Consider the following 16,822-nt stretch of genomic DNA (forward strand, 5'->3'; position numbering starts at 1 on the left):
TTTTAGAATTTAATTATTATGTCACACGAGCACGTATCAAATACAAAAAGAATCTGGTTTGTTTTCGGATTACTTTCAGTAGTAACTACAGTTGAAGTTATTTTAGGTATCTACAAACCTGCATCATTAGAATTTACTCATTTTGTTGGTTTGAATCTGTTAAACTGGATTTTCTATATCCTTACAGTTTTTAAAGCATATTATATTGTATGGGCATTTATGCACATGGAAGGTGAAAAAAGCAGCCTTAGATGGTCTGTAGTTTCTCCTGTTATCTTCCTAGTTTTATATTTATTGTTTATTCTGTTGACAGAAGGACATTATATTTATGGGGTTTTTAAAGATTCTACTATTAAATGGAATTTTTAACATGATATTAATTCGAAAAGAAGCTCCGATTTACGGAGCTTTTTTTATTTTTGTACCTCAATAATTTCCGTTAATACAATGAAAAAAAATATAGTTCTCTTTGTACTTTTTGTTTTGCCAATTGTTGCTTATTTATTTTTTGCTTCTGGTGTAAATAGTTTTACAACTCTTCCTGTAATAACACCAAAAGTCGCCGATTTTGGAAATTGGAATTCATTAAACGGAAAAAAAATCTCCCTTGATAAAAAGATTACTGTATTAGGTTTTTCTGGTACAAACATTCTTGAAAACAGAGGTAATTATTTTAATTTAAATGAAAAGATCTACAAACGCTATAATGGTTTTGAGGATCTTCAATTTGTAGTTCTTTGTCCAATCGGAACAGAGAAAGAAGCTCAGAAAATAGTTGATGCATTATCTCCTTTTACAGATGTCAAAAACTGGAATTTTGTATTTGCTTCGAAAGAAGACATTCAGAAATTCTATGATGGATTACATTTAAAAGAAAAACTAAATGAGAATCTTGGGACTTCTAATGTTTACATCGTAGATAAAGAGCGTAATTTAAGAGGAAGAAAAGACCAGAAAGAGTATAAAGAAGGTTATGATACTTTTCATCCGTCTGAGTTGAGTAATGAAATGCTAGATGACTTCAAAATTATTTTATACGAATACCGTGCAGCTTTAAAGAAAAATCATAACGCTACAAAGCAACTTTAAAAACCATTTATAATGTTTAAAAACAAATCATATATTGGAATCTCTTTTATCATTCTGATTTTTGGGATTTATGCCATTCCTAAAATTGTTGATCGAGTAAAAAACGGTGACGTTGTAAAAGGAAATCGTTTGGACAACGTTGGAGCAAAAACTTCAAAAGATACTAAACTTTTGACAATTGGTCCAGCTCCAAAATTTGAATTAACAAATCAAGACAATGTCAAAGTTTCTAATGAAACGTATAAAGGGAAAGTGTATGTTCTGGAATTCTTTTTTACAACATGTCCATCGATCTGCCCAAAGATGAATATGAGTATGCTGGAAATTGAAAAGACTTTTTTCGGAAACCCTAATTTTGGAATTGTTTCTATTACAATCGATCCAAAACATGATACACCGCAGGTTTTGAAAGATCATGCAAAATTACTTGGAGTAAAATCTTCTAATTGGAATTTCTTGACTGGAGATAAAAACGTAATTATGGATTTGTCAAATAAAGGTTTTAATCTTTATGCAGGAGAAAATGACAAAGTAAGCGGCGGATTTGAACACTCTGGTTTGTTTGCTTTGATTGATAAGGATGGGAATATTCGTTGCAGAAAAGACGAGTTTGGAAATCCGAATATCTATTACGATGGTTTAGATAAAAAAGGAGTAAGAGATATTCAAGAAGACATTAAAATTTTATTAGCAGAATAAAAATGGAAGATAATACTTTAGAGAAAAAATATAATAAATTCATTATTGCGGTTTCAATTGTGATTCCAGTTGTGGTAGCAATTTTATTTGGAGTTAAACTTAAAGATTTTGGTTTTAATGTTGAGCCATTGTCGTTTTTGCCTCCAATTTATGCGACTACAAACGGAATAACAGCTGTTGTTTTAGTTTGGGCTGTGATAGCTATAAAAAACGGAAAGCAGAAACTACATGAACGATTAATGACTTTTGCCATTGCTTTATCGGTTGCTTTTTTGGTTATGTATGTTGCGTATCACATGACTTCAGATTCTACAAAATTTGGTGGAGAAGGAGCAATGCGTTACATCTATTTCTTTATTCTTGTAACACACATTTTACTATCAATTGCTATTATTCCTCTTGTTTTGATCACGTATGTGAGAGCGCTAGCGAAACGTTTTGACAGGCATAGAAAAATAGCTAAAATTACTTTTCCTCTTTGGCTGTATGTTGCAGTAACAGGAGTAGTGGTTTACTTAATGATTTCACCATATTATGTACACTAAAAATAAAATACAAAAGTCAAATTCCAAATTTCAAAGTTTTATTCTTGGAATTTGTATTTTTTTAATTGGGATTTCTGCCAATGCACAATGCGCCATGTGTCGTGCGGCTTTGGGAGGGGATTCTAATACAAAAAAAGCTGAAGCTGTAAATGACGGAATTGTTTACTTAATGGTAATTCCGTATTTACTCGTATTAATAATCGGATATTTGATTTATCGAATGTATTCTAAAAAGAAAAAAGCAGTGTAATTTACATTGCTTTTTTTTGTTCATTTTCTAAGTATTTTTTTGCCTTTTCTTTAAAAAGATCAATTTCTTTTGAAGGAATTTTTATAGGTAAATCAATTATTTCTTTGGCTGTTTTTCTTGCTTTTTCTTTCTGATTTGTTTTTAGGTATAAATTAAGCAAATCTATTCTAGCATCAAATCTAAATGGTTCCACATTCTTATTGTAAGTGAAAATTTTTTCAGCCTCATTGTATTTATCCATTCTCTCAAAAAAATGAGCTAAGTTTTTTCCTAAAATAGGTTTTCCAGATTGTTTAAAACCATTTACTAAATAGTTAAAAAATTTTATGCTTTTAATGGGATACAATAAGGAGCAAGTAGAGTTTTTATTGTGGGAAGAAAGTTTAAAATTTAGAATGAGAGCTGCTGATATTTCTAATTGGGGTTTGTACGAGAGATGGGTAACTCCTAGTGTTTTTTTTGTCAGAAAAGATTTGGTTGACTCTTTGGAGACAGGAGGATATAAAGTGTCCGGTAGTGATTTGACTGTAAATGACACTGGTTTTTTTATAGCTATGATAATCGTGCATAAATTGATTCACTATGCAAGAGGGGTGAATAATTTACCACAAAAAGTCGATACATATGAAGCTGGACAAGTATTTGAAAATAATGTTTTTGGAAAAGTATTAGGTAGTAGTAATGTAAAAAATTTATGGAAACAATATGGATGGAATTTTTAATAAAATAGTCTTAGTATTATTAGTACTCTTAGTGAGTTGTAAGAAAGAGCAAAAAATAGATGCAGTCAAAAACAATTTAATTGCAGAAGGGAAAACACTGATTAAGCAGAATATGAATGTCTTGCTTGATTCTTTGGAAAGGCATGATATGAGTCTCTATAACAAAGAAGGAGGGTTAAAGCCTTTAAAAATTGCACTTCTTGATTCAGTAGGCATTAATGAAAGGTTTTCTCGAGAAACTCTTAAATGTATCACGTTTAAATTGGAGGAAAATAACTTTTCAAATTTTAAGTCTAACTATAGGTTAGATCTTGTAAAAAGGGAGGTTAGTGAATCTCAAGTTGCTTTTGTTTCATTTTTGAATTTGGAGATTCAAAAGGATCATGCAAGCATAGTTGTAATCAAAATCTATGGGATTAGTTCTGAAATAGATCGATATTGCTTTGAAAAACAGAGAAATAAATGGGTTTTTGCACGAAAAAAGGAAATAAGTAGGGGGTGATTTTGTCTTTATTAGTTAGATAAAAGAACCCTGTTTTAAATTAAATAAGCCTCTAAAATCTTTATGATTTTAAAGGCTTATTTGTTTTGGTATGCTAATTATTTCAACCCATTCACCGAAACATTCACCGTTCCGTTTATTTTGATGAAAGCTATAATTGCTTGATTGGTTAGCTGTATTTTGTCAAACTGAATGTCTTCCATTTTTCCGTTTACAAATACGCCTGGCATTGGTGAGTAATTCTTTAAATAGCTTGCCATACTTTTTTTACCTTCTTCTAAGTTTGGCTGAATTGAATAACGGCAACTTTCTTCCATTTTTCTTAGAATGTATCCTTGCGCTAGCCAGTTTGCAGTTCTCATTAATCTGCTTTTGGTGTCTAGGACGTAATCTAGTTTTTCGAAATAAATTTCTTTTGTTTGTGCATTGTATGAAGGAAATCCATTTAAATAAAGCGTTCCGTTTATAGATCCTAAAACGTCTAATGCAATAACCATTTTTCCGTCTTTATGCCAGATTGAAACATTTTTCACGGTTACTTTTTTACTTCCAGAACCAAATTCCTGACCTGTAAAATTTTGGGTCATAATCTTTGATGCATCCACGTAGCTTGAAATAGCAGCAATATTAGCAGCAATCTGATTTGGGATTTTAGCAACTGGTTTTATGGCAATTTTGCTAGCATTGTATTTTGATTGTGGTTGCTTACCAATGATAGTTTCCATGTTGCATTTCATTCCCATATCAAGTAAGAATGAATCATTTTTAAGTTTGGCGTTTGTAGAATAAATTTCAATTGGCGCAATTCTTAACCAGCTTTCATATGTGTCACTCATTTGAAAAGGAGTAGAAATTTTTTCAACTGCTTGAAGCACATTAGGCTTAAAATCCATTGATTGTTCGATTGCGTTGTCAATTTCCTTTTCTATTTTGCTTTTAAAAATAGAAACCGCCGGATTTATTAAATAAGTAATCGGCATGTTTTTGCCAAATATGCTCATTGTTGGACTTTCATTCCAGTTTAGAGACTTGAATTCAGTTTTTGTAGTAAGTTTCCAATTGGTTAAAGCTGTTTCGCTAGATAAGGTTATAACTCCGTTTAAGTTAAATTCTCTAACATCGTAGAATTCCACTCCCATTTTTTTGGTTCCAATTCTATATTTGATATTCGCTTTAAGCGGCAAAATCGTTCTAATTTTTTTATCAGGATTTGATGGATCATTTTGAATTTTAATTGGAGCTTGCTTCCAGATTTTCATTTCAATATCATCATCTTCGATATTGTTGTCTTCATAAATTAATCCATTAAGAAGAGTATTTGTTTGATTTTCAATATCCTTTAGTTTTATCGTAATCGGAAGATTGATAAACGAAGGACTGCTGTCATAAACTAATGGACTAGCATCATCAGGTTCAGGTTTTAAAGTTTCTAATTTTTGAGTTGAAGAACAGCTTGTTAATACGGCAAGCACCGAAAACATTACAATAATAGAATTAAGTTTCATTTTAATATGAATTTTTAGACAAGGTAAAAGTATAAAAACAATCATATTTTATAAAAAAAAGTGTAACAATAACTAAAAAAGGAAGTCTAATAGAGAATAGGTAACCAAATTATTAACTTTTTATTATCATAAATTACTTAATAAAAATGTTATCATTGTCTAAAAAATTTAACAATACCATGATTGAAATTAAAGATTTACACAAATCCTATAAAATGGGAAGTTCGCAATTACACGTATTAAAAGGCATCAATTTTAATATAGAAGAAGGAGAATTGGTTGCAATCATGGGGTCATCTGGTTCGGGTAAATCAACGCTCCTAAATATTTTAGGAATTTTGGACGAAGCTGATTCTGGAAGTTATATTTTAGATAAAACACCAATTAAGAAATTAAACGAAACAATTGCTTCAAAATATCGTAACAAATTTTTAGGTTTTGTTTTTCAGTCTTTTAACTTAATAAATTACAAAACAGCATTAGACAATGTTGCAATGCCATTGTATTATCAAGGGATTAAAAGAAAGGAACGTTACGAGATTGCGATGAAATATTTGGAAAAAGTAGGATTAGGTTCTCACGTTCATCACTTGCCTAATGAACTTTCTGGAGGTCAGAAACAACGTGTTGCTATTGCAAGAGCTTTGGCATCCAATCCGAAAGTATTACTTGCCGACGAGCCGACCGGAGCGCTAGATACCAAAACTTCTTATGAGGTGATGGAGCTTATTCAAGGAATTAATGACGAGGGAAAAACAATTTTAATTGTTACACACGAACCTGATATTGCCGCAATGTGCAAAAGAAATGTAGTCCTAAAAGATGGATTAATTATCGATGATAAAAAAGTAGAACAAGTTAGAGCTTCGTCTTATGTTTAATATTGAACGTTGGCAGGAAATATTTGAGGCCATTTCTAAAAACCGGTTAAGAACTTTCTTAACTGGAATTTCTGTGGCTTCGGGAATTTTTATTTTGGTAATTCTGCTTGGTGCGGGTAAAGGGCTTCAAAATGGAATTGAAAAACAATTTGAACGTGATGCTGCAGGAATTATTGAGGTTTGGTCTGGAACAACTACTAAAGAATACAAAGGGTTAAATCCAGGAAGACAAATTCAATTTCGCAATAGCGATTATAATCAATCAGTTCAGAAATTTGAAGATAAATTAGATCTGAGAGCTTCAACAAATAATTATTGGGGACAGCCTTTTGCTTATGGCAAAGAATCTGGTAGTTATCAATTTAGAGGTGTTAATCCGGATTATGGTGGAATTGAAAATTTAACCATAGTTCAAGGCCGTTATATAAATGCTAGGGATATTGAAAGTAACGCAAAAGTTGCCGTTATCGGAATGAAATTAAAAACCGATTTGCTAAAAGACAAAGAGGCAATAGGAGAAGAAATCTTGATTAACAACATTAATTTTAAGGTAGTTGGAGTTTTTACAGATCCAGGAGGAGAAAGAGAAGAAACTCGCGCTTACTTACCATTGACTACGGTTCAGAAAACATTTGGCGGTGGAGATAAAATTAGCAACTTGTTTTTTACCTTGAAAAAGACAAATAATTATGACGAAGCATTGGCTCAGTCAGAAAAATTTACGCAAGATTTAAAAAATTTGTTGAAAAGTAAAAATGTTGTGGCCCCTGATGATGAAGGTGGTGTAGGAATTTATAACTCGGTAAAAGATGCTAAACAGGTTTACGATTTAAATTTATATATCAGACTCTTTTTCTGGTGGGTTGGTATATGTACAATTATTGCTGGAGTAGTTGGAGTTAGTAATATCATGCTTATTATCGTAAAAGAAAGAACAAAAGAAATCGGAATTAGAAAAGCGTTAGGAGCTTCGCCTTTTTCGATTATATCAATGATTCTTCATGAGTCTATTTTTATTACCACAATTGCTGGTTTTGTCGGTTTATTGGCGAGTCTTTTATTATTGGAATTTGTTGGCCCGATGGTTCAAAGCGAGTATTTTAGAAATCCTGAAGTAGATTTTAGTGTAGCTCTAACTACTTTGATATTACTCGTTTTTGCTGGAGCAATGGCTGGTTTTTTTCCAGCTTACCGAGCAGCCAAAATTAAACCTATTGTAGCACTTAGAGATGAATAATTATGTTTAGTAAAGATAATTGGGACGAAATATTACAAGCTTTAACAGCAAATGTCTTCAGAACAGTTCTGACTGCTTTTGGTGTGTTTTGGGGAATATTTATTTTGGTAATATTGCTTGCTGCCGGAAAAGGATTAGAAAATGGCGTAAAAAAAGGGTTTGACGGAATTGCGACAAATACCATGTTTATGTGGAGTCAGACTACCTCAAAAGCATATAAAGGTTTGCCAAAGACGAGACGTTATGATTTTAGAAATAGTGACGTTGCGGCATTAAAACAAGCTCTTCCAGATTTGTTGTACGTTTCTCCTAGAAATCAGCTTGGAGATTTTAACGGAACCAACAATGTCGTTAGAGGAACTAAAACTTCTGCATTTACAGTTTATGGAGATTATCCGGAATTGATTAAACAACAGCCAATGGATATTATCAAAGGCCGTTTTGTAAATCAGCAGGATATTGAAGGAAAAAGAAAAGTTGCGGTAATTGGTAATGGTGTTATTAACGAACTTTATGGAAAAGCAGAAGAATGCATAGGAACATATATTAAAATTAATGGCATTAACTTTATGGTGGTTGGAGTTTATAAATCCAAGCAGCAAGGTGGAAATGCAGAACAAGATCAAAAAAATATTTTTATTCCATTTACGACTTTTCAACAGGCTTTTAATTATGGAGATAAAGTAGGGTGGATGGCGCTTACAGCAAAAGATGGATCGTCTATAACTGATTTGAAACCTAAGATCTTAGAAATAATTAAAGCACTACATTATGTAAATCCTGCAGATGACCGTGCTGTTGGAAATTTTGACCTCTACGAACAATATAATAAAGTACAAAGTTTGTTCAATATTCTGCAAGTGATTGCCTATTTTGTCGGAACATTGGTATTGATTTCGGGAGTAATTGGGATCTCCAATATCATGCTAATTGTGGTTAAAGAGCGTACAAAAGAAATTGGAATTAGAAGAGCTTTAGGAGCAACTCCATCAGCAATTAGAGGGCAAATATTATCAGAATCTATATTTTTAACCATTATTTCAGGGATGTTTGGAATTGCAGTTGCAACCGGAATTATAGCGCTTTTAAATATGGCGTTAGATTCGATGCCTCCAGGAAGTGATACCATGTTTGCAAATCCGACAGTAGACTTAGGGGTAGTGTTTGTGGCACTATTGATATTAGTTGGCTCAGGATTACTTGCAGGTTTTATTCCGGCACAGATTGCTATTAGCGTTAAGCCAGTAGATGCATTAAGAACAGAATAAATTATCAATCAAAATAAATCGATTAAACCAAAAACAAAATGAAAAAAGGAGTAACCGTTACCATTTTAATATTTATCGCAATTGTTTTTTTTGGCGCGCTTTACTATTTGTATGCTAAAAATCAAGAATCGCCGATTGTATTTAAAACGGAAAAAGCAGAATTGAAAACTATCGTAAAAAATACTATTGCGACAGGTAATATTCAACCTGATGAAGAGGTTCTAATCAAACCAAATATTTCAGGTATTATTGAAGAAGTGTACATCAAAGCTGGAGAAAAAATCAAAGCTGGTGATATGATTGCTAAAATTAGAGTTGTGGCGAATGTTTCGAATGTAAGCAGTTCTCAAAATCAAGTTACGACAGCTAAAATTGCTTTGGATAATCAGGAAAAGCTCTATAAAAGACAAAAAACATTGTTTGAGAAAGATGTAATTTCTGCAAATGATTTTGATGCAGCTCAAGTAGCATACAATCAGGCTAAACAAACTTATATGGCAGCAAAACAAGGATTGGATATTGTTAAAACAGGAACAACTTCATCTTTAGGGAATTATGCTAATACTTTAATTCGTTCTACAGTTAACGGAATGGTTTTAGACGTTCCTGTAAAAGTAGGTAACCAAGTTATCGAAAGTAATAACTTTAACGAAGGAACTACAATTGCCAGCGTTGCCGATGTTGGAAGAATGATTTTCATTGGAAAAATTGATGAATCTGAGGTTGGAAAAATTAAAGAAAAAATGCCCATTGAAATTACAATTGGTGCTATCGAAAATAAAAAATTTGATGCAGTTTTAAATTACATTGCTCCAAAAGGTGTTACAGAAAATGGTGCAATCCAATTTGAAATAAAAGCACAAATGATCAACAGAGACGATACTTTTATTAGAGCAGGTTTAAGTGCCAATGCTTCTATTATTTTGGAAAAAGCCGATAAAGTGCTGGCAATAAAAGAATCTTTGGTTCAATTTGACAAAAAAACACAAAAGCCTTATGTAGAAGTTGAAAATGCTCCACAAAAATTTCAAAGAAGAGATTTGGTTCTTGGAGTTAGCGACGGAATCTACGTTCAAGTTAAAAGCGGTATAAATGATACAGATAAAATTAAAATCTGGAATCAGGGCTTGATTACTGAAGGGGAGAAAAAATAATTTAATTTGAGAGTTTAAGGATCTTTTTGGTTTTAAAAATGTTAAATTTGCGTAGTTCGGTTTACTGCGCTTTCATTAAAAGTATATGAAAATAAATAAATATAGTAGTCTGGTTTTTGCAATGTTATTCGGTTTCGGATTAACTGGACAGGCGCAATCTAAACAATGGACTTTAGAAGAGTGTGTCAGATACGCACTCGAAAATAATATCACGGTAAAATTATCTGAATTAGATGTAAAAAATGCTGATATCGATAAAAGAGCAGCTTTAGGAAATTATCTTCCATCTGTAAACGGTACTGCTTCTCACTCTTGGAACATTGGTTTGAACCAGGATGTTACAACAGGTATTTTACGTAATCAAACTACGCAATATTCTTCTGTAGGGTTAAATGCAGGAGTAGATATCTACAAAGGTCTGCAGAATCAAAATACGATGAGAAAAGCAAAACTAACAATTATTGCTTCTCAATATCAACTGTTAAAAATGCAGGAAGATATTTCTTTGAACGTGGCTAGCGCATTTTTGCAAATTTTATCTAATAAAGAAGATTTAAAGGTAAAAAAAGAGCAGTTGTTAATAGATGAAAAACGTTTTGCTCGTTCTGAAGAAATGGTAAACGCAGGAACTATTCCTCGTGGTGATTTGTTCGATTTAAAAGCAACTGTTGCAACAGATAAGCAAAATATAGCGGTTTCTGAAAACAATTTGTTGATTTCTAAATTAAGTTTAGCCCAACTTTTACAGTTAAAAGAATTTGCAGATTTTGATGTTGTAGATGATACGAATGTCAAAGATGAAAACAATATTCTATCTCAGACTCCAGTAGAAATCTATAATAGAGCTAAAGAAACTAGAACAGAATTAAAATTAGCGCAAACAAATCTGGAAATTGCAGAGAAAAACGTTTCTATAGCTAAAGGCGCATACCAACCAACACTTTCTGGTTTTTATGGATTTAATACAAGAGCAAGTTACAGTGATCAGGTTAGGTTAGATGCAAGTGGTAACCCTTACACAGTAGGACCAGATCCTATATTCCAACAGTTTAGCGATAATAAAGGGCATAACTTTGGTTTACAATTGAATGTTCCGATCTTTAATGGTTTCTCGGTTAAAAATAATGTAGAACGAAATAAAGTAAGTTTAGAAAAATCTAAAATAGATTTAGAGCAAAAAAGTTTAGATTTGCAACGTAACGTTTATACTGCTTTTACAGATGCAAGAGGTGCTTTAAACACATACGAATCTTCTACTGTAACTTTAGAAGCAAGACAGCAGGCTTACAATTATGCAAAAGAAAAATATGATGTTGGTTTAATGAATTCATTTGATTTCACGCAAGCTCAAACATTATTGACTAATGCGCAGTCTGATGTTATCAGAACAAAATACGATTACATGTTCAAAATTAAAATATTAGAGTTTTATTTCGGAATTCCAATTGTTCCAATTATTACAAAATAATTTACTATGTCAAAAAAAACAGTTTATTTCTTATTAGGTGGTGCAATAGTCATTATTGTAGCTTTGGTTGGTCTTTCTAAGGCTGGATTAATAGGAAATAAAGACGAAGGAAAAGAAGTAGAAATTGCAACAGTAAAAGCTTCAACTATTGTAGAAACCGTTTCTGCAACAGGTAAAATTCAACCAGAAATTGAAATTAAAATTGCTTCGATGGTATCGGGCGAGATTATTGCATTAAATGTAAAAGAAGGGCAAGTGGTTAAGAAAGGAGATTTATTAGTGAAAATAAATCCCGATTTATATACCTCAGGATTAGATAGATCTGTTGCGAATTTGGCTGGAACAAAAGCAAGTCTTACTCAATCTGACGCTAGTTTTAAAGAAGCGAAAGCAAATTACGAACGAAATAAAATATTGTACGATAAAGGCGTAATCTCAAAATCAGATTGGGATAAAGCCATTTCTACTTTTGAAGTTGCAAAAGCGACAAAACAAAGTGCGTATTATAATGTTCAAAGTGCTTCGGCATCTGTTACAGAAGCTCGAGACAATTTAGGGCGTACTACAATTTATTCTCCGGCTGGCGGAACTATTTCTGTACTGAATGTAGAATTGGGAGAAAGAGTTTTAGGAACGCAGCAAATGGCTGGAACAGAGCTATTGCGTGTAGCGAACTTAAACAATATGGAAGTTGAAGTTGATGTGAACGAAAATGATATTGTAAAAATTAAAATAGGAGACGAAGCAAATGTTGAAGTTGACGCTTATCTAAAAAAGAAATTTAGAGGAGTTGTAACTAGTATTTCTAATTCTGCAAGCACAACATTGACTTCAGATCAAGTAACGAATTTTAAAGTTAAGGTTCGTATTTTGAAAGATTCATACCAAGATTTATTAGAAGGAAAACCAAGTACATACTCTCCTTTTAGACCTGGAATGACGGCTACAGTTGATATTATCACAACAACAAAAACAAACGTTTTGGCAGTGCCAATTAGTTCTGTTGTAGTAAAATCAGATACAACGGCTGTAAAAGATTTTAAGGTTGAAGACCCAAATGAAGATAAAAAAGCAGCTCCAAAAAGCGATAAAAAATTCGAATGTGTTTTTGTTAAAGTTGGAGACAAAGCTAAAATCAGAATCATTAAAACTGGAATTCAAGACGATACTAATATCGAAGTAATGTCTGGTCTAAAACCTGGCGACGTTGTTATTACAGGTCCTTATACAACAGTTTCTAAAGAACTTAACTCTGGAGATAAAGTAAAGCTTAAAAAAGCCGAAGCTCCAAAGAAATAATATAATACCACAATCATTTAAAATTTAATATTTTGTCTTTTATTCTCAATATCGAAACGGCTACTAAAAATTGTTCTGTATCTATTGCAAAAGATGGTCAGACCATTGTTTGCAATGAATTGGCAGATGAAGGATATTCGCATGCTGAAAAACTTCATGTTTTTATAGAAGAGGTAATAGCAAAGGCGGGAATAACGGCACAGGATTTAAAAGCAGTTGCGGTTAGTCAAGGACCAGGATCGTATACTGGTTTGAGAATTGGCGTTTCGGCAGCAAAAGGCTTGTGTTATGCTTTAAATATTCCGCTAATAGCTGTAGACACTTTGCAAACTCTAGCTTCTCAAGCTGGAGTTACAGATGGGAAAATTATCCCGATGTTAGATGCGCGCCGTATGGAAGTTTACAGCGCCATTTTTAATTCAGATTTGACAGTTGAAAGAGCTATTCAAGCTGAAATTATTGACGAAAATTCATTTCAAGAATATACAGATAAACTTTATTTTGTTGGCGATTGTGCCGATAAATGCAAGCCTGTTTTGACTAAAGACAATTTCGTGTTTTTAGAAAATATAAAATATCCTTCAGCGCAAGCAATGAGTAAAATCAGTTTTGATAAGTATCAAAAAAGCGACATTGTAGATGTCGCTTATTTTGAACCTTATTATTTAAAAGATTTTATGATTGCTCCTCCAAAGAAACAATAATCTTATTTCTGTATCGTATACGGTTGAATTGCAATTCCAGCTTCATCCAAAGCTATTTTGCAATTCTCTAATGTGTCAGAAAAAACAGCTCCATAATTCGCATTTTTTGCCCAAGGACGCACTGCAAAATCGATAGAACTTGCCGATAGATTTTTTACGAAGACTTCGGGTGCAGGAGTTTTTAAGACTTTTGGATTTTTATTCAAAACATCTATAAGTATATCTTTCGCTTTTTTAATATCAGAATCGTACGAAATAGAGAATGTCAAATCGGCTCTTCTTTCTCCTTGCATGGAGTAATTGATGATATTTCCGTTAGATAAAGAACCGTTAGGGACAAATACAGTCTGATTATTTCCTGTAAGCATTTTGGTTACAAAAATCTGAATTTCAAGAACTGTAGCCACTACGCCTTGTGCTTCTATAGTGTCTCCTACTTTAAACGGTTTAAAAACAATAATAAGCATTCCGCCAGCAAAATTCGAAAGCGATCCTTGCAATGATAAACCAACCGCAAGACCCATTGCACCTAAAATAGCTACGAATGAAGAAGTCTCAATTCCTAATTTAGAAATAAAGGTTACAAACAGTAATATTCGCAACGCCCATAACAAAATATCGGATAAGAATTTGGTTAATGTCGGATCTAGATTTCGCTGAATCATTATTTTTCTAATAATTCGATTAATCAATCTGATGGCATACAAACCAACAAATAAGATTAAAAATGCAGAAATCAGTTTTGGTGAATAATCGACTAAAATATCAATAAATCGAGCAACGTATTTACTGACTTGTTCTGGGCTAATGTTCATGATTTTAAAATAAAAAAACCTTCTCAAAAGAGAAGGTATATTAGTGGTGCAAATATAAAAATATTTACATTATCAGAAAAGTGTGTTTATGCTTTGTCGGCTGCTTCATCTGCGATTTCTTCTACTTCCGTAACAGATTTTTCGCTTTCATCAAAAACGGTTTCGGCAATAGTCTCTGGTGCTTCGCTAACTCCTATAGAAGCAGTTTTTTCTTTAACAGAATCTACCACATCGTTTACCACTTTCGCTGCTTTGTCAGCATATTCGCTTACAGTATCTTTTGCTTTTTCTGCATAATCTGCAGCTTGGTCAATGATAGGTTCAGAAACTTCTTTTACTTTTTCAATTGTTTCTTCTGCAAAAGCTTCAGCTTTCTCAATATATGGAGTAGCGGCTTCTTTTGCTTGTTCAAAAGTATTTTCGGCGTTAGTTGCCAATTCAGTTACAGACTCTTTGGTTGAGCCAAATAAATTTTTAAAAAATGATGATAATCCCATGGTTGTTAATTAATTGGTTAAGAATACAATATTAATTAATTTTATAGAATTACTCGTTTTTTTAATGGTAAATAATTGATAACTAGTGATTAATAATAAAAAAAGCGCCTCAAATGAGACGCTTTCTATGATGTTTTTTTAAGAAATTAAGCATTTACCGCTTCAACTTTAATAGCTTCATCGTTTAACATGCTTTTCAACATATTTTCGATACCGCTTTTTAAAGTAAATGTAGATGAAGGACATCCGCTGCAAGCACCTTGCAATAATACTTTTACTGTTTTATCATCTTCATTATAAGATTCAAAAGCAATATTTCCACCATCTGCAGCTACAGCTGGTTTTACGTATTCTTCTAAGATGTTAATGATTTGCTGTGAAGTAACATCCAATTTATCAAAAGCTTCATCTTTAGAAGCCTCATTTTTAGTATTTGTCTGAATTAAACTTTCATCTAAAACAGTTCCTCCGTTTTCGATAAATTGTTTGATGAATGTTCTTACTTCTAAAGTGATTTCATCCCAGTTGTTGATTTCGTATTTTGTTACCGAAATATAGTTTTCGTCAATAAAAACTTCTTTCACGTAAGGGAATTTGAATAATTCCTGAGCAAGCGGAGAAGAAGCAGTCTGATCGATGTTTTTGTATTCTACAGCAGTACGAGTTAACATTCTGCTCACAACAAATTTCAAAGCAGAAGGATTTGGAGTAGTTTCTCCGTAAACCGTAATTGGCTGTTTTTTTGCTTTTGTTTCGTCAATTTTAATGATAACACCGCCTTTGTCAACAAAAGCGCTGATTTGCTCTGCAACTGCATCTTTTACATCATCCCAATCCACAATGCTGTATCTTTCGATCGCGATGAAGTTTCCTGAGATATAAACTGTTTTAACAAATGGTAAATAGAATAATTGTTGTGCTAGAGGAGAAGCCTGAGCTTCATCAATATTTTTGAACTCAAAGTTTTGATTCTGAGTGATGAAATCCTCAAACTCAAACTTTAAAATAGTTGGGTTTTGGGTTTCTTTTATAGTGATTTTAGTCATGGTAATATATTTTTTGCAAATTTACTAAAGTTATTTTCTACTAATGGCTATATTTGATTTTTTAATGAAATAATTAAGACTCTTTTCAAATAAATCGTGTTAAATTGCGAGAGTGAAAATTATAAAGAAACAAAATTGTCTTTATGAAATTTAAAATCAAGGTTTTATTAATTTTTCTCATTACCGCTTTTCACTCTTATTCCCAAGAGGGAATACCCGTTTATTCTGATTATTTGTCTGATAATTATTACTTAATTCACCCTTCGATGGCTGGCGCGGCCAACTGTGCCAAAATAAGATTAACAGCCAGAAAACAATGGTTTGGAGAAGAAGACGCTCCATCACTACAGACTCTAAGTTTTAACGGAAGAATCGGCGAACGCTCTGGAGCTGGGATCATTGTTTTTAATGATAAAAATGGATATCATTCTGAGAAAGGCGTAAAATTGACGTATGCACACCATATTATGTTTTCACGAGATGAATTGGATTTAAATCAGTTGTCTTTTGGAATTAGCGGTGGTTTAATACAAAACCAATTGGACGAAACTAAATTTGGAGGAACTTTTGATCCTATTATTTACGGCTCGATTCAGAAAGATTCTTATTTCAATATTGATGTTGGAGCTTCGTATAATTATTTGAATTTTTATGCACATGCAACAGTTCAGGGATTGTTAGAAACCAGAAGAGAGTTGTACACAGATTATGAAAGTGACAATCTTAGAAAGTTTTTATTGAGCGCTGGTTATGTATTTGGTAAAAACGATAATTGGACTTGGGAGCCTTCTATTCTTTTTCAGCTTTTTGATCAGACGAAAGAAAAAACACTTGACTTGAACATGAAAGCCTACAAAAACATGGATTTTGGAAGTCTATGGGTGGCTTTGTCTTATAGAAGAGGTTTTGATGGCGCGCAATATGTTTCAGGAAGTGGCGTAGCTTCTCAAAAATTACAATATTTTACACCGATTGTTGGAATTAATTACAAGAATTTCATGTTTGCTTATACTTATTCTCAGGTAATGGGAGATGTTAAGTTTGACACAGGCGGTTATCATCAAATTACTTTAGGAATTAATTTATTCTGCAAAAAAGAACGCTACGACTGTAATTGTCCTGCAATAAACTAAATTTATTA

Annotated in this window: 20 protein-coding genes; 15 read left to right on the forward strand and 5 right to left on the reverse strand. The window is 32.5% G+C overall.

Annotation, left to right across the window (positions count from 1 at the left end):
* The first annotated feature begins 18 nt into the window (after window positions 1–18).
* The 5 genes from ACE01P_RS14780 (at window position 19) to ACE01P_RS14800 (ending at window position 2,583) form a co-directional block, all read left to right on the forward strand.
* Window positions 19–369, forward strand: a complete 351-nt coding sequence (locus tag ACE01P_RS14780) for a cytochrome C oxidase subunit IV family protein (RefSeq protein WP_201998583.1) — start codon at window positions 19–21, stop codon at window positions 367–369.
* A gap of 78 nt (window positions 370–447) precedes the next feature.
* Window positions 448–1,089: a hypothetical protein gene (locus ACE01P_RS14785; RefSeq protein WP_379699149.1), complete on the forward strand. Its 642-nt coding sequence runs from the start codon at window positions 448–450 to the stop codon at window positions 1,087–1,089.
* Window positions 1,090–1,101: 12 nt separating this feature from the next.
* Entirely contained in the window at window positions 1,102–1,788 is a 687-nt protein-coding gene (locus ACE01P_RS14790) for an SCO family protein (RefSeq protein ID WP_379699151.1), read from the forward strand.
* Window positions 1,789–1,790: 2 nt separating this feature from the next.
* Complete coding sequence (locus tag ACE01P_RS14795; protein WP_379699153.1) at window positions 1,791–2,333, forward strand: DUF420 domain-containing protein; 543 nt, start codon at window positions 1,791–1,793, stop codon at window positions 2,331–2,333.
* On the forward strand, window positions 2,323–2,583 hold the full coding sequence (locus tag ACE01P_RS14800; protein WP_379699155.1) for a hypothetical protein: 261 nt from the start codon (window positions 2,323–2,325) through the stop codon (window positions 2,581–2,583). Before ACE01P_RS14795 ends, ACE01P_RS14800 begins: the two co-directional genes overlap by 11 nt.
* A 1-nt stretch (window position 2,584) precedes the next feature.
* On the opposite strand, the gene ACE01P_RS14805 is transcribed toward ACE01P_RS14800, so the two are convergent.
* Window positions 2,585–2,929 (reverse strand): tetratricopeptide repeat protein, encoded by a 345-nt coding sequence (locus tag ACE01P_RS14805; protein ID WP_379699157.1) that lies wholly within the window; start codon window positions 2,927–2,929, stop codon window positions 2,585–2,587.
* Between ACE01P_RS14805 and ACE01P_RS14810 the strand changes: the two genes are divergently transcribed.
* Together ACE01P_RS14810 and ACE01P_RS14815 are read left to right on the forward strand one after the other, a co-directional pair.
* Window positions 2,919–3,305 (forward strand): hypothetical protein, encoded by a 387-nt coding sequence (locus ACE01P_RS14810; protein ID WP_379699159.1) that lies wholly within the window; start codon window positions 2,919–2,921, stop codon window positions 3,303–3,305. The two genes, ACE01P_RS14805 and ACE01P_RS14810, sit on opposite strands and share 11 nt — an antisense overlap.
* Window positions 3,289–3,807 (forward strand): hypothetical protein, encoded by a 519-nt coding sequence (locus ACE01P_RS14815; RefSeq protein WP_379699160.1) that lies wholly within the window; start codon window positions 3,289–3,291, stop codon window positions 3,805–3,807. The genes ACE01P_RS14810 and ACE01P_RS14815 overlap by 17 nt, the downstream gene beginning before the upstream one ends.
* A gap of 98 nt (window positions 3,808–3,905) precedes the next feature.
* Here ACE01P_RS14815 and ACE01P_RS14820 read toward each other — a convergent pair whose 3' ends face one another.
* On the reverse strand, window positions 3,906–5,312 hold the full coding sequence (locus ACE01P_RS14820) for a DUF4403 family protein (RefSeq protein ID WP_379699162.1): 1,407 nt from the start codon (window positions 5,310–5,312) through the stop codon (window positions 3,906–3,908).
* Between the two features lie 179 nt (window positions 5,313–5,491).
* Between ACE01P_RS14820 and ACE01P_RS14825 the strand changes: the two genes are divergently transcribed.
* From ACE01P_RS14825 to tsaB, 7 genes are all read left to right on the forward strand, one after another.
* Entirely contained in the window at window positions 5,492–6,193 is a 702-nt protein-coding gene (locus tag ACE01P_RS14825; protein WP_379699164.1) for an ABC transporter ATP-binding protein, read from the forward strand.
* Complete coding sequence (locus ACE01P_RS14830) at window positions 6,186–7,430, forward strand: ABC transporter permease (protein ID WP_379699166.1); 1,245 nt, start codon at window positions 6,186–6,188, stop codon at window positions 7,428–7,430. The genes ACE01P_RS14825 and ACE01P_RS14830 overlap by 8 nt, the downstream gene beginning before the upstream one ends.
* A 2-nt stretch (window positions 7,431–7,432) precedes the next feature.
* Window positions 7,433–8,698 (forward strand): ABC transporter permease, encoded by a 1,266-nt coding sequence (locus tag ACE01P_RS14835; RefSeq protein ID WP_379699168.1) that lies wholly within the window; start codon window positions 7,433–7,435, stop codon window positions 8,696–8,698.
* A gap of 38 nt (window positions 8,699–8,736) precedes the next feature.
* On the forward strand, window positions 8,737–9,852 hold the full coding sequence (locus ACE01P_RS14840; protein ID WP_379699170.1) for an efflux RND transporter periplasmic adaptor subunit: 1,116 nt from the start codon (window positions 8,737–8,739) through the stop codon (window positions 9,850–9,852).
* 85 nt (window positions 9,853–9,937) lie between these two features.
* Window positions 9,938–11,320 carry a TolC family protein gene (locus ACE01P_RS14845; RefSeq protein WP_379699172.1) on the forward strand — a complete coding sequence of 461 codons (1,383 nt, stop codon included), beginning with the start codon at window positions 9,938–9,940 and terminating at the stop codon, window positions 11,318–11,320.
* 6 nt (window positions 11,321–11,326) lie between these two features.
* Window positions 11,327–12,619: an efflux RND transporter periplasmic adaptor subunit gene (locus tag ACE01P_RS14850; protein WP_379699174.1), complete on the forward strand. Its 1,293-nt coding sequence runs from the start codon at window positions 11,327–11,329 to the stop codon at window positions 12,617–12,619.
* Between the two features lie 32 nt (window positions 12,620–12,651).
* Window positions 12,652–13,323, forward strand: a complete 672-nt coding sequence (tsaB, locus tag ACE01P_RS14855) for a tRNA (adenosine(37)-N6)-threonylcarbamoyltransferase complex dimerization subunit type 1 TsaB (protein ID WP_379699176.1) — start codon at window positions 12,652–12,654, stop codon at window positions 13,321–13,323.
* Window positions 13,324–13,325: 2 nt separating this feature from the next.
* Here tsaB and ACE01P_RS14860 read toward each other — a convergent pair whose 3' ends face one another.
* The 3 genes from ACE01P_RS14860 to ACE01P_RS14870 form a co-directional block, all read right to left on the reverse strand.
* Entirely contained in the window at window positions 13,326–14,138 is an 813-nt protein-coding gene (locus ACE01P_RS14860) for a mechanosensitive ion channel family protein (RefSeq protein WP_379699178.1), read from the reverse strand.
* A gap of 86 nt (window positions 14,139–14,224) precedes the next feature.
* On the reverse strand, window positions 14,225–14,635 hold the full coding sequence (locus ACE01P_RS14865) for a YtxH domain-containing protein (protein ID WP_379699180.1): 411 nt from the start codon (window positions 14,633–14,635) through the stop codon (window positions 14,225–14,227).
* 146 nt (window positions 14,636–14,781) lie between these two features.
* Window positions 14,782–15,681: a NifU family protein gene (locus ACE01P_RS14870; RefSeq protein ID WP_379699182.1), complete on the reverse strand. Its 900-nt coding sequence runs from the start codon at window positions 15,679–15,681 to the stop codon at window positions 14,782–14,784.
* Between the two features lie 143 nt (window positions 15,682–15,824).
* Here ACE01P_RS14870 and ACE01P_RS14875 point away from each other — a divergent pair, with 143 nt between their 5' ends.
* Window positions 15,825–16,814, forward strand: a complete 990-nt coding sequence (locus ACE01P_RS14875; protein ID WP_379699184.1) for a type IX secretion system membrane protein PorP/SprF — start codon at window positions 15,825–15,827, stop codon at window positions 16,812–16,814.
* Window positions 16,815–16,822 lie beyond the last annotated feature (8 nt).

The organism is Flavobacterium sp. HJSW_4, assembly GCF_042436695.1.
GTDB lineage: Bacteria > Bacteroidota > Bacteroidia > Flavobacteriales > Flavobacteriaceae > Flavobacterium.

What these genes read in the sequence shown, in the direction of transcription:
- ACE01P_RS14815 (WP_379699160.1), top strand. Translation starts at nt 3,289, where the DNA reads ATGGATGGAATTTTTAATAAAATAGTCTTAGTATTATTAGTACTCTTA.
- ACE01P_RS14800 (WP_379699155.1), top strand. Translation starts at nt 2,323, where the DNA reads ATGTACACTAAAAATAAAATACAAAAGTCAAATTCCAAATTTCAAAGT.
- ACE01P_RS14790 (WP_379699151.1), top strand. Translation starts at nt 1,102, where the DNA reads ATGTTTAAAAACAAATCATATATTGGAATCTCTTTTATCATTCTGATT.
- ACE01P_RS14810 (WP_379699159.1), top strand. Translation starts at nt 2,919, where the DNA reads ATGGGATACAATAAGGAGCAAGTAGAGTTTTTATTGTGGGAAGAAAGT.
- ACE01P_RS14825 (WP_379699164.1), top strand. Translation starts at nt 5,492, where the DNA reads ATGATTGAAATTAAAGATTTACACAAATCCTATAAAATGGGAAGTTCG.
- ACE01P_RS14795 (WP_379699153.1), top strand. Translation starts at nt 1,791, where the DNA reads ATGGAAGATAATACTTTAGAGAAAAAATATAATAAATTCATTATTGCG.
- ACE01P_RS14840 (WP_379699170.1), top strand. Translation starts at nt 8,737, where the DNA reads ATGAAAAAAGGAGTAACCGTTACCATTTTAATATTTATCGCAATTGTT.
- ACE01P_RS14780 (WP_201998583.1), top strand. Translation starts at nt 19, where the DNA reads ATGTCACACGAGCACGTATCAAATACAAAAAGAATCTGGTTTGTTTTC.
- ACE01P_RS14835 (WP_379699168.1), top strand. Translation starts at nt 7,433, where the DNA reads ATGTTTAGTAAAGATAATTGGGACGAAATATTACAAGCTTTAACAGCA.
- ACE01P_RS14850 (WP_379699174.1), top strand. Translation starts at nt 11,327, where the DNA reads ATGTCAAAAAAAACAGTTTATTTCTTATTAGGTGGTGCAATAGTCATT.
- ACE01P_RS14870 (WP_379699182.1), bottom strand. Translation starts at nt 15,681, where the DNA reads ATGACTAAAATCACTATAAAAGAAACCCAAAACCCAACTATTTTAAAG.
- ACE01P_RS14860 (WP_379699178.1), bottom strand. Translation starts at nt 14,138, where the DNA reads ATGAACATTAGCCCAGAACAAGTCAGTAAATACGTTGCTCGATTTATT.
- ACE01P_RS14830 (WP_379699166.1), top strand. Translation starts at nt 6,186, where the DNA reads ATGTTTAATATTGAACGTTGGCAGGAAATATTTGAGGCCATTTCTAAA.
- ACE01P_RS14820 (WP_379699162.1), bottom strand. Translation starts at nt 5,312, where the DNA reads ATGAAACTTAATTCTATTATTGTAATGTTTTCGGTGCTTGCCGTATTA.
- ACE01P_RS14845 (WP_379699172.1), top strand. Translation starts at nt 9,938, where the DNA reads ATGAAAATAAATAAATATAGTAGTCTGGTTTTTGCAATGTTATTCGGT.
- ACE01P_RS14785 (WP_379699149.1), top strand. Translation starts at nt 448, where the DNA reads ATGAAAAAAAATATAGTTCTCTTTGTACTTTTTGTTTTGCCAATTGTT.
- ACE01P_RS14865 (WP_379699180.1), bottom strand. Translation starts at nt 14,635, where the DNA reads ATGGGATTATCATCATTTTTTAAAAATTTATTTGGCTCAACCAAAGAG.
- ACE01P_RS14875 (WP_379699184.1), top strand. Translation starts at nt 15,825, where the DNA reads ATGAAATTTAAAATCAAGGTTTTATTAATTTTTCTCATTACCGCTTTT.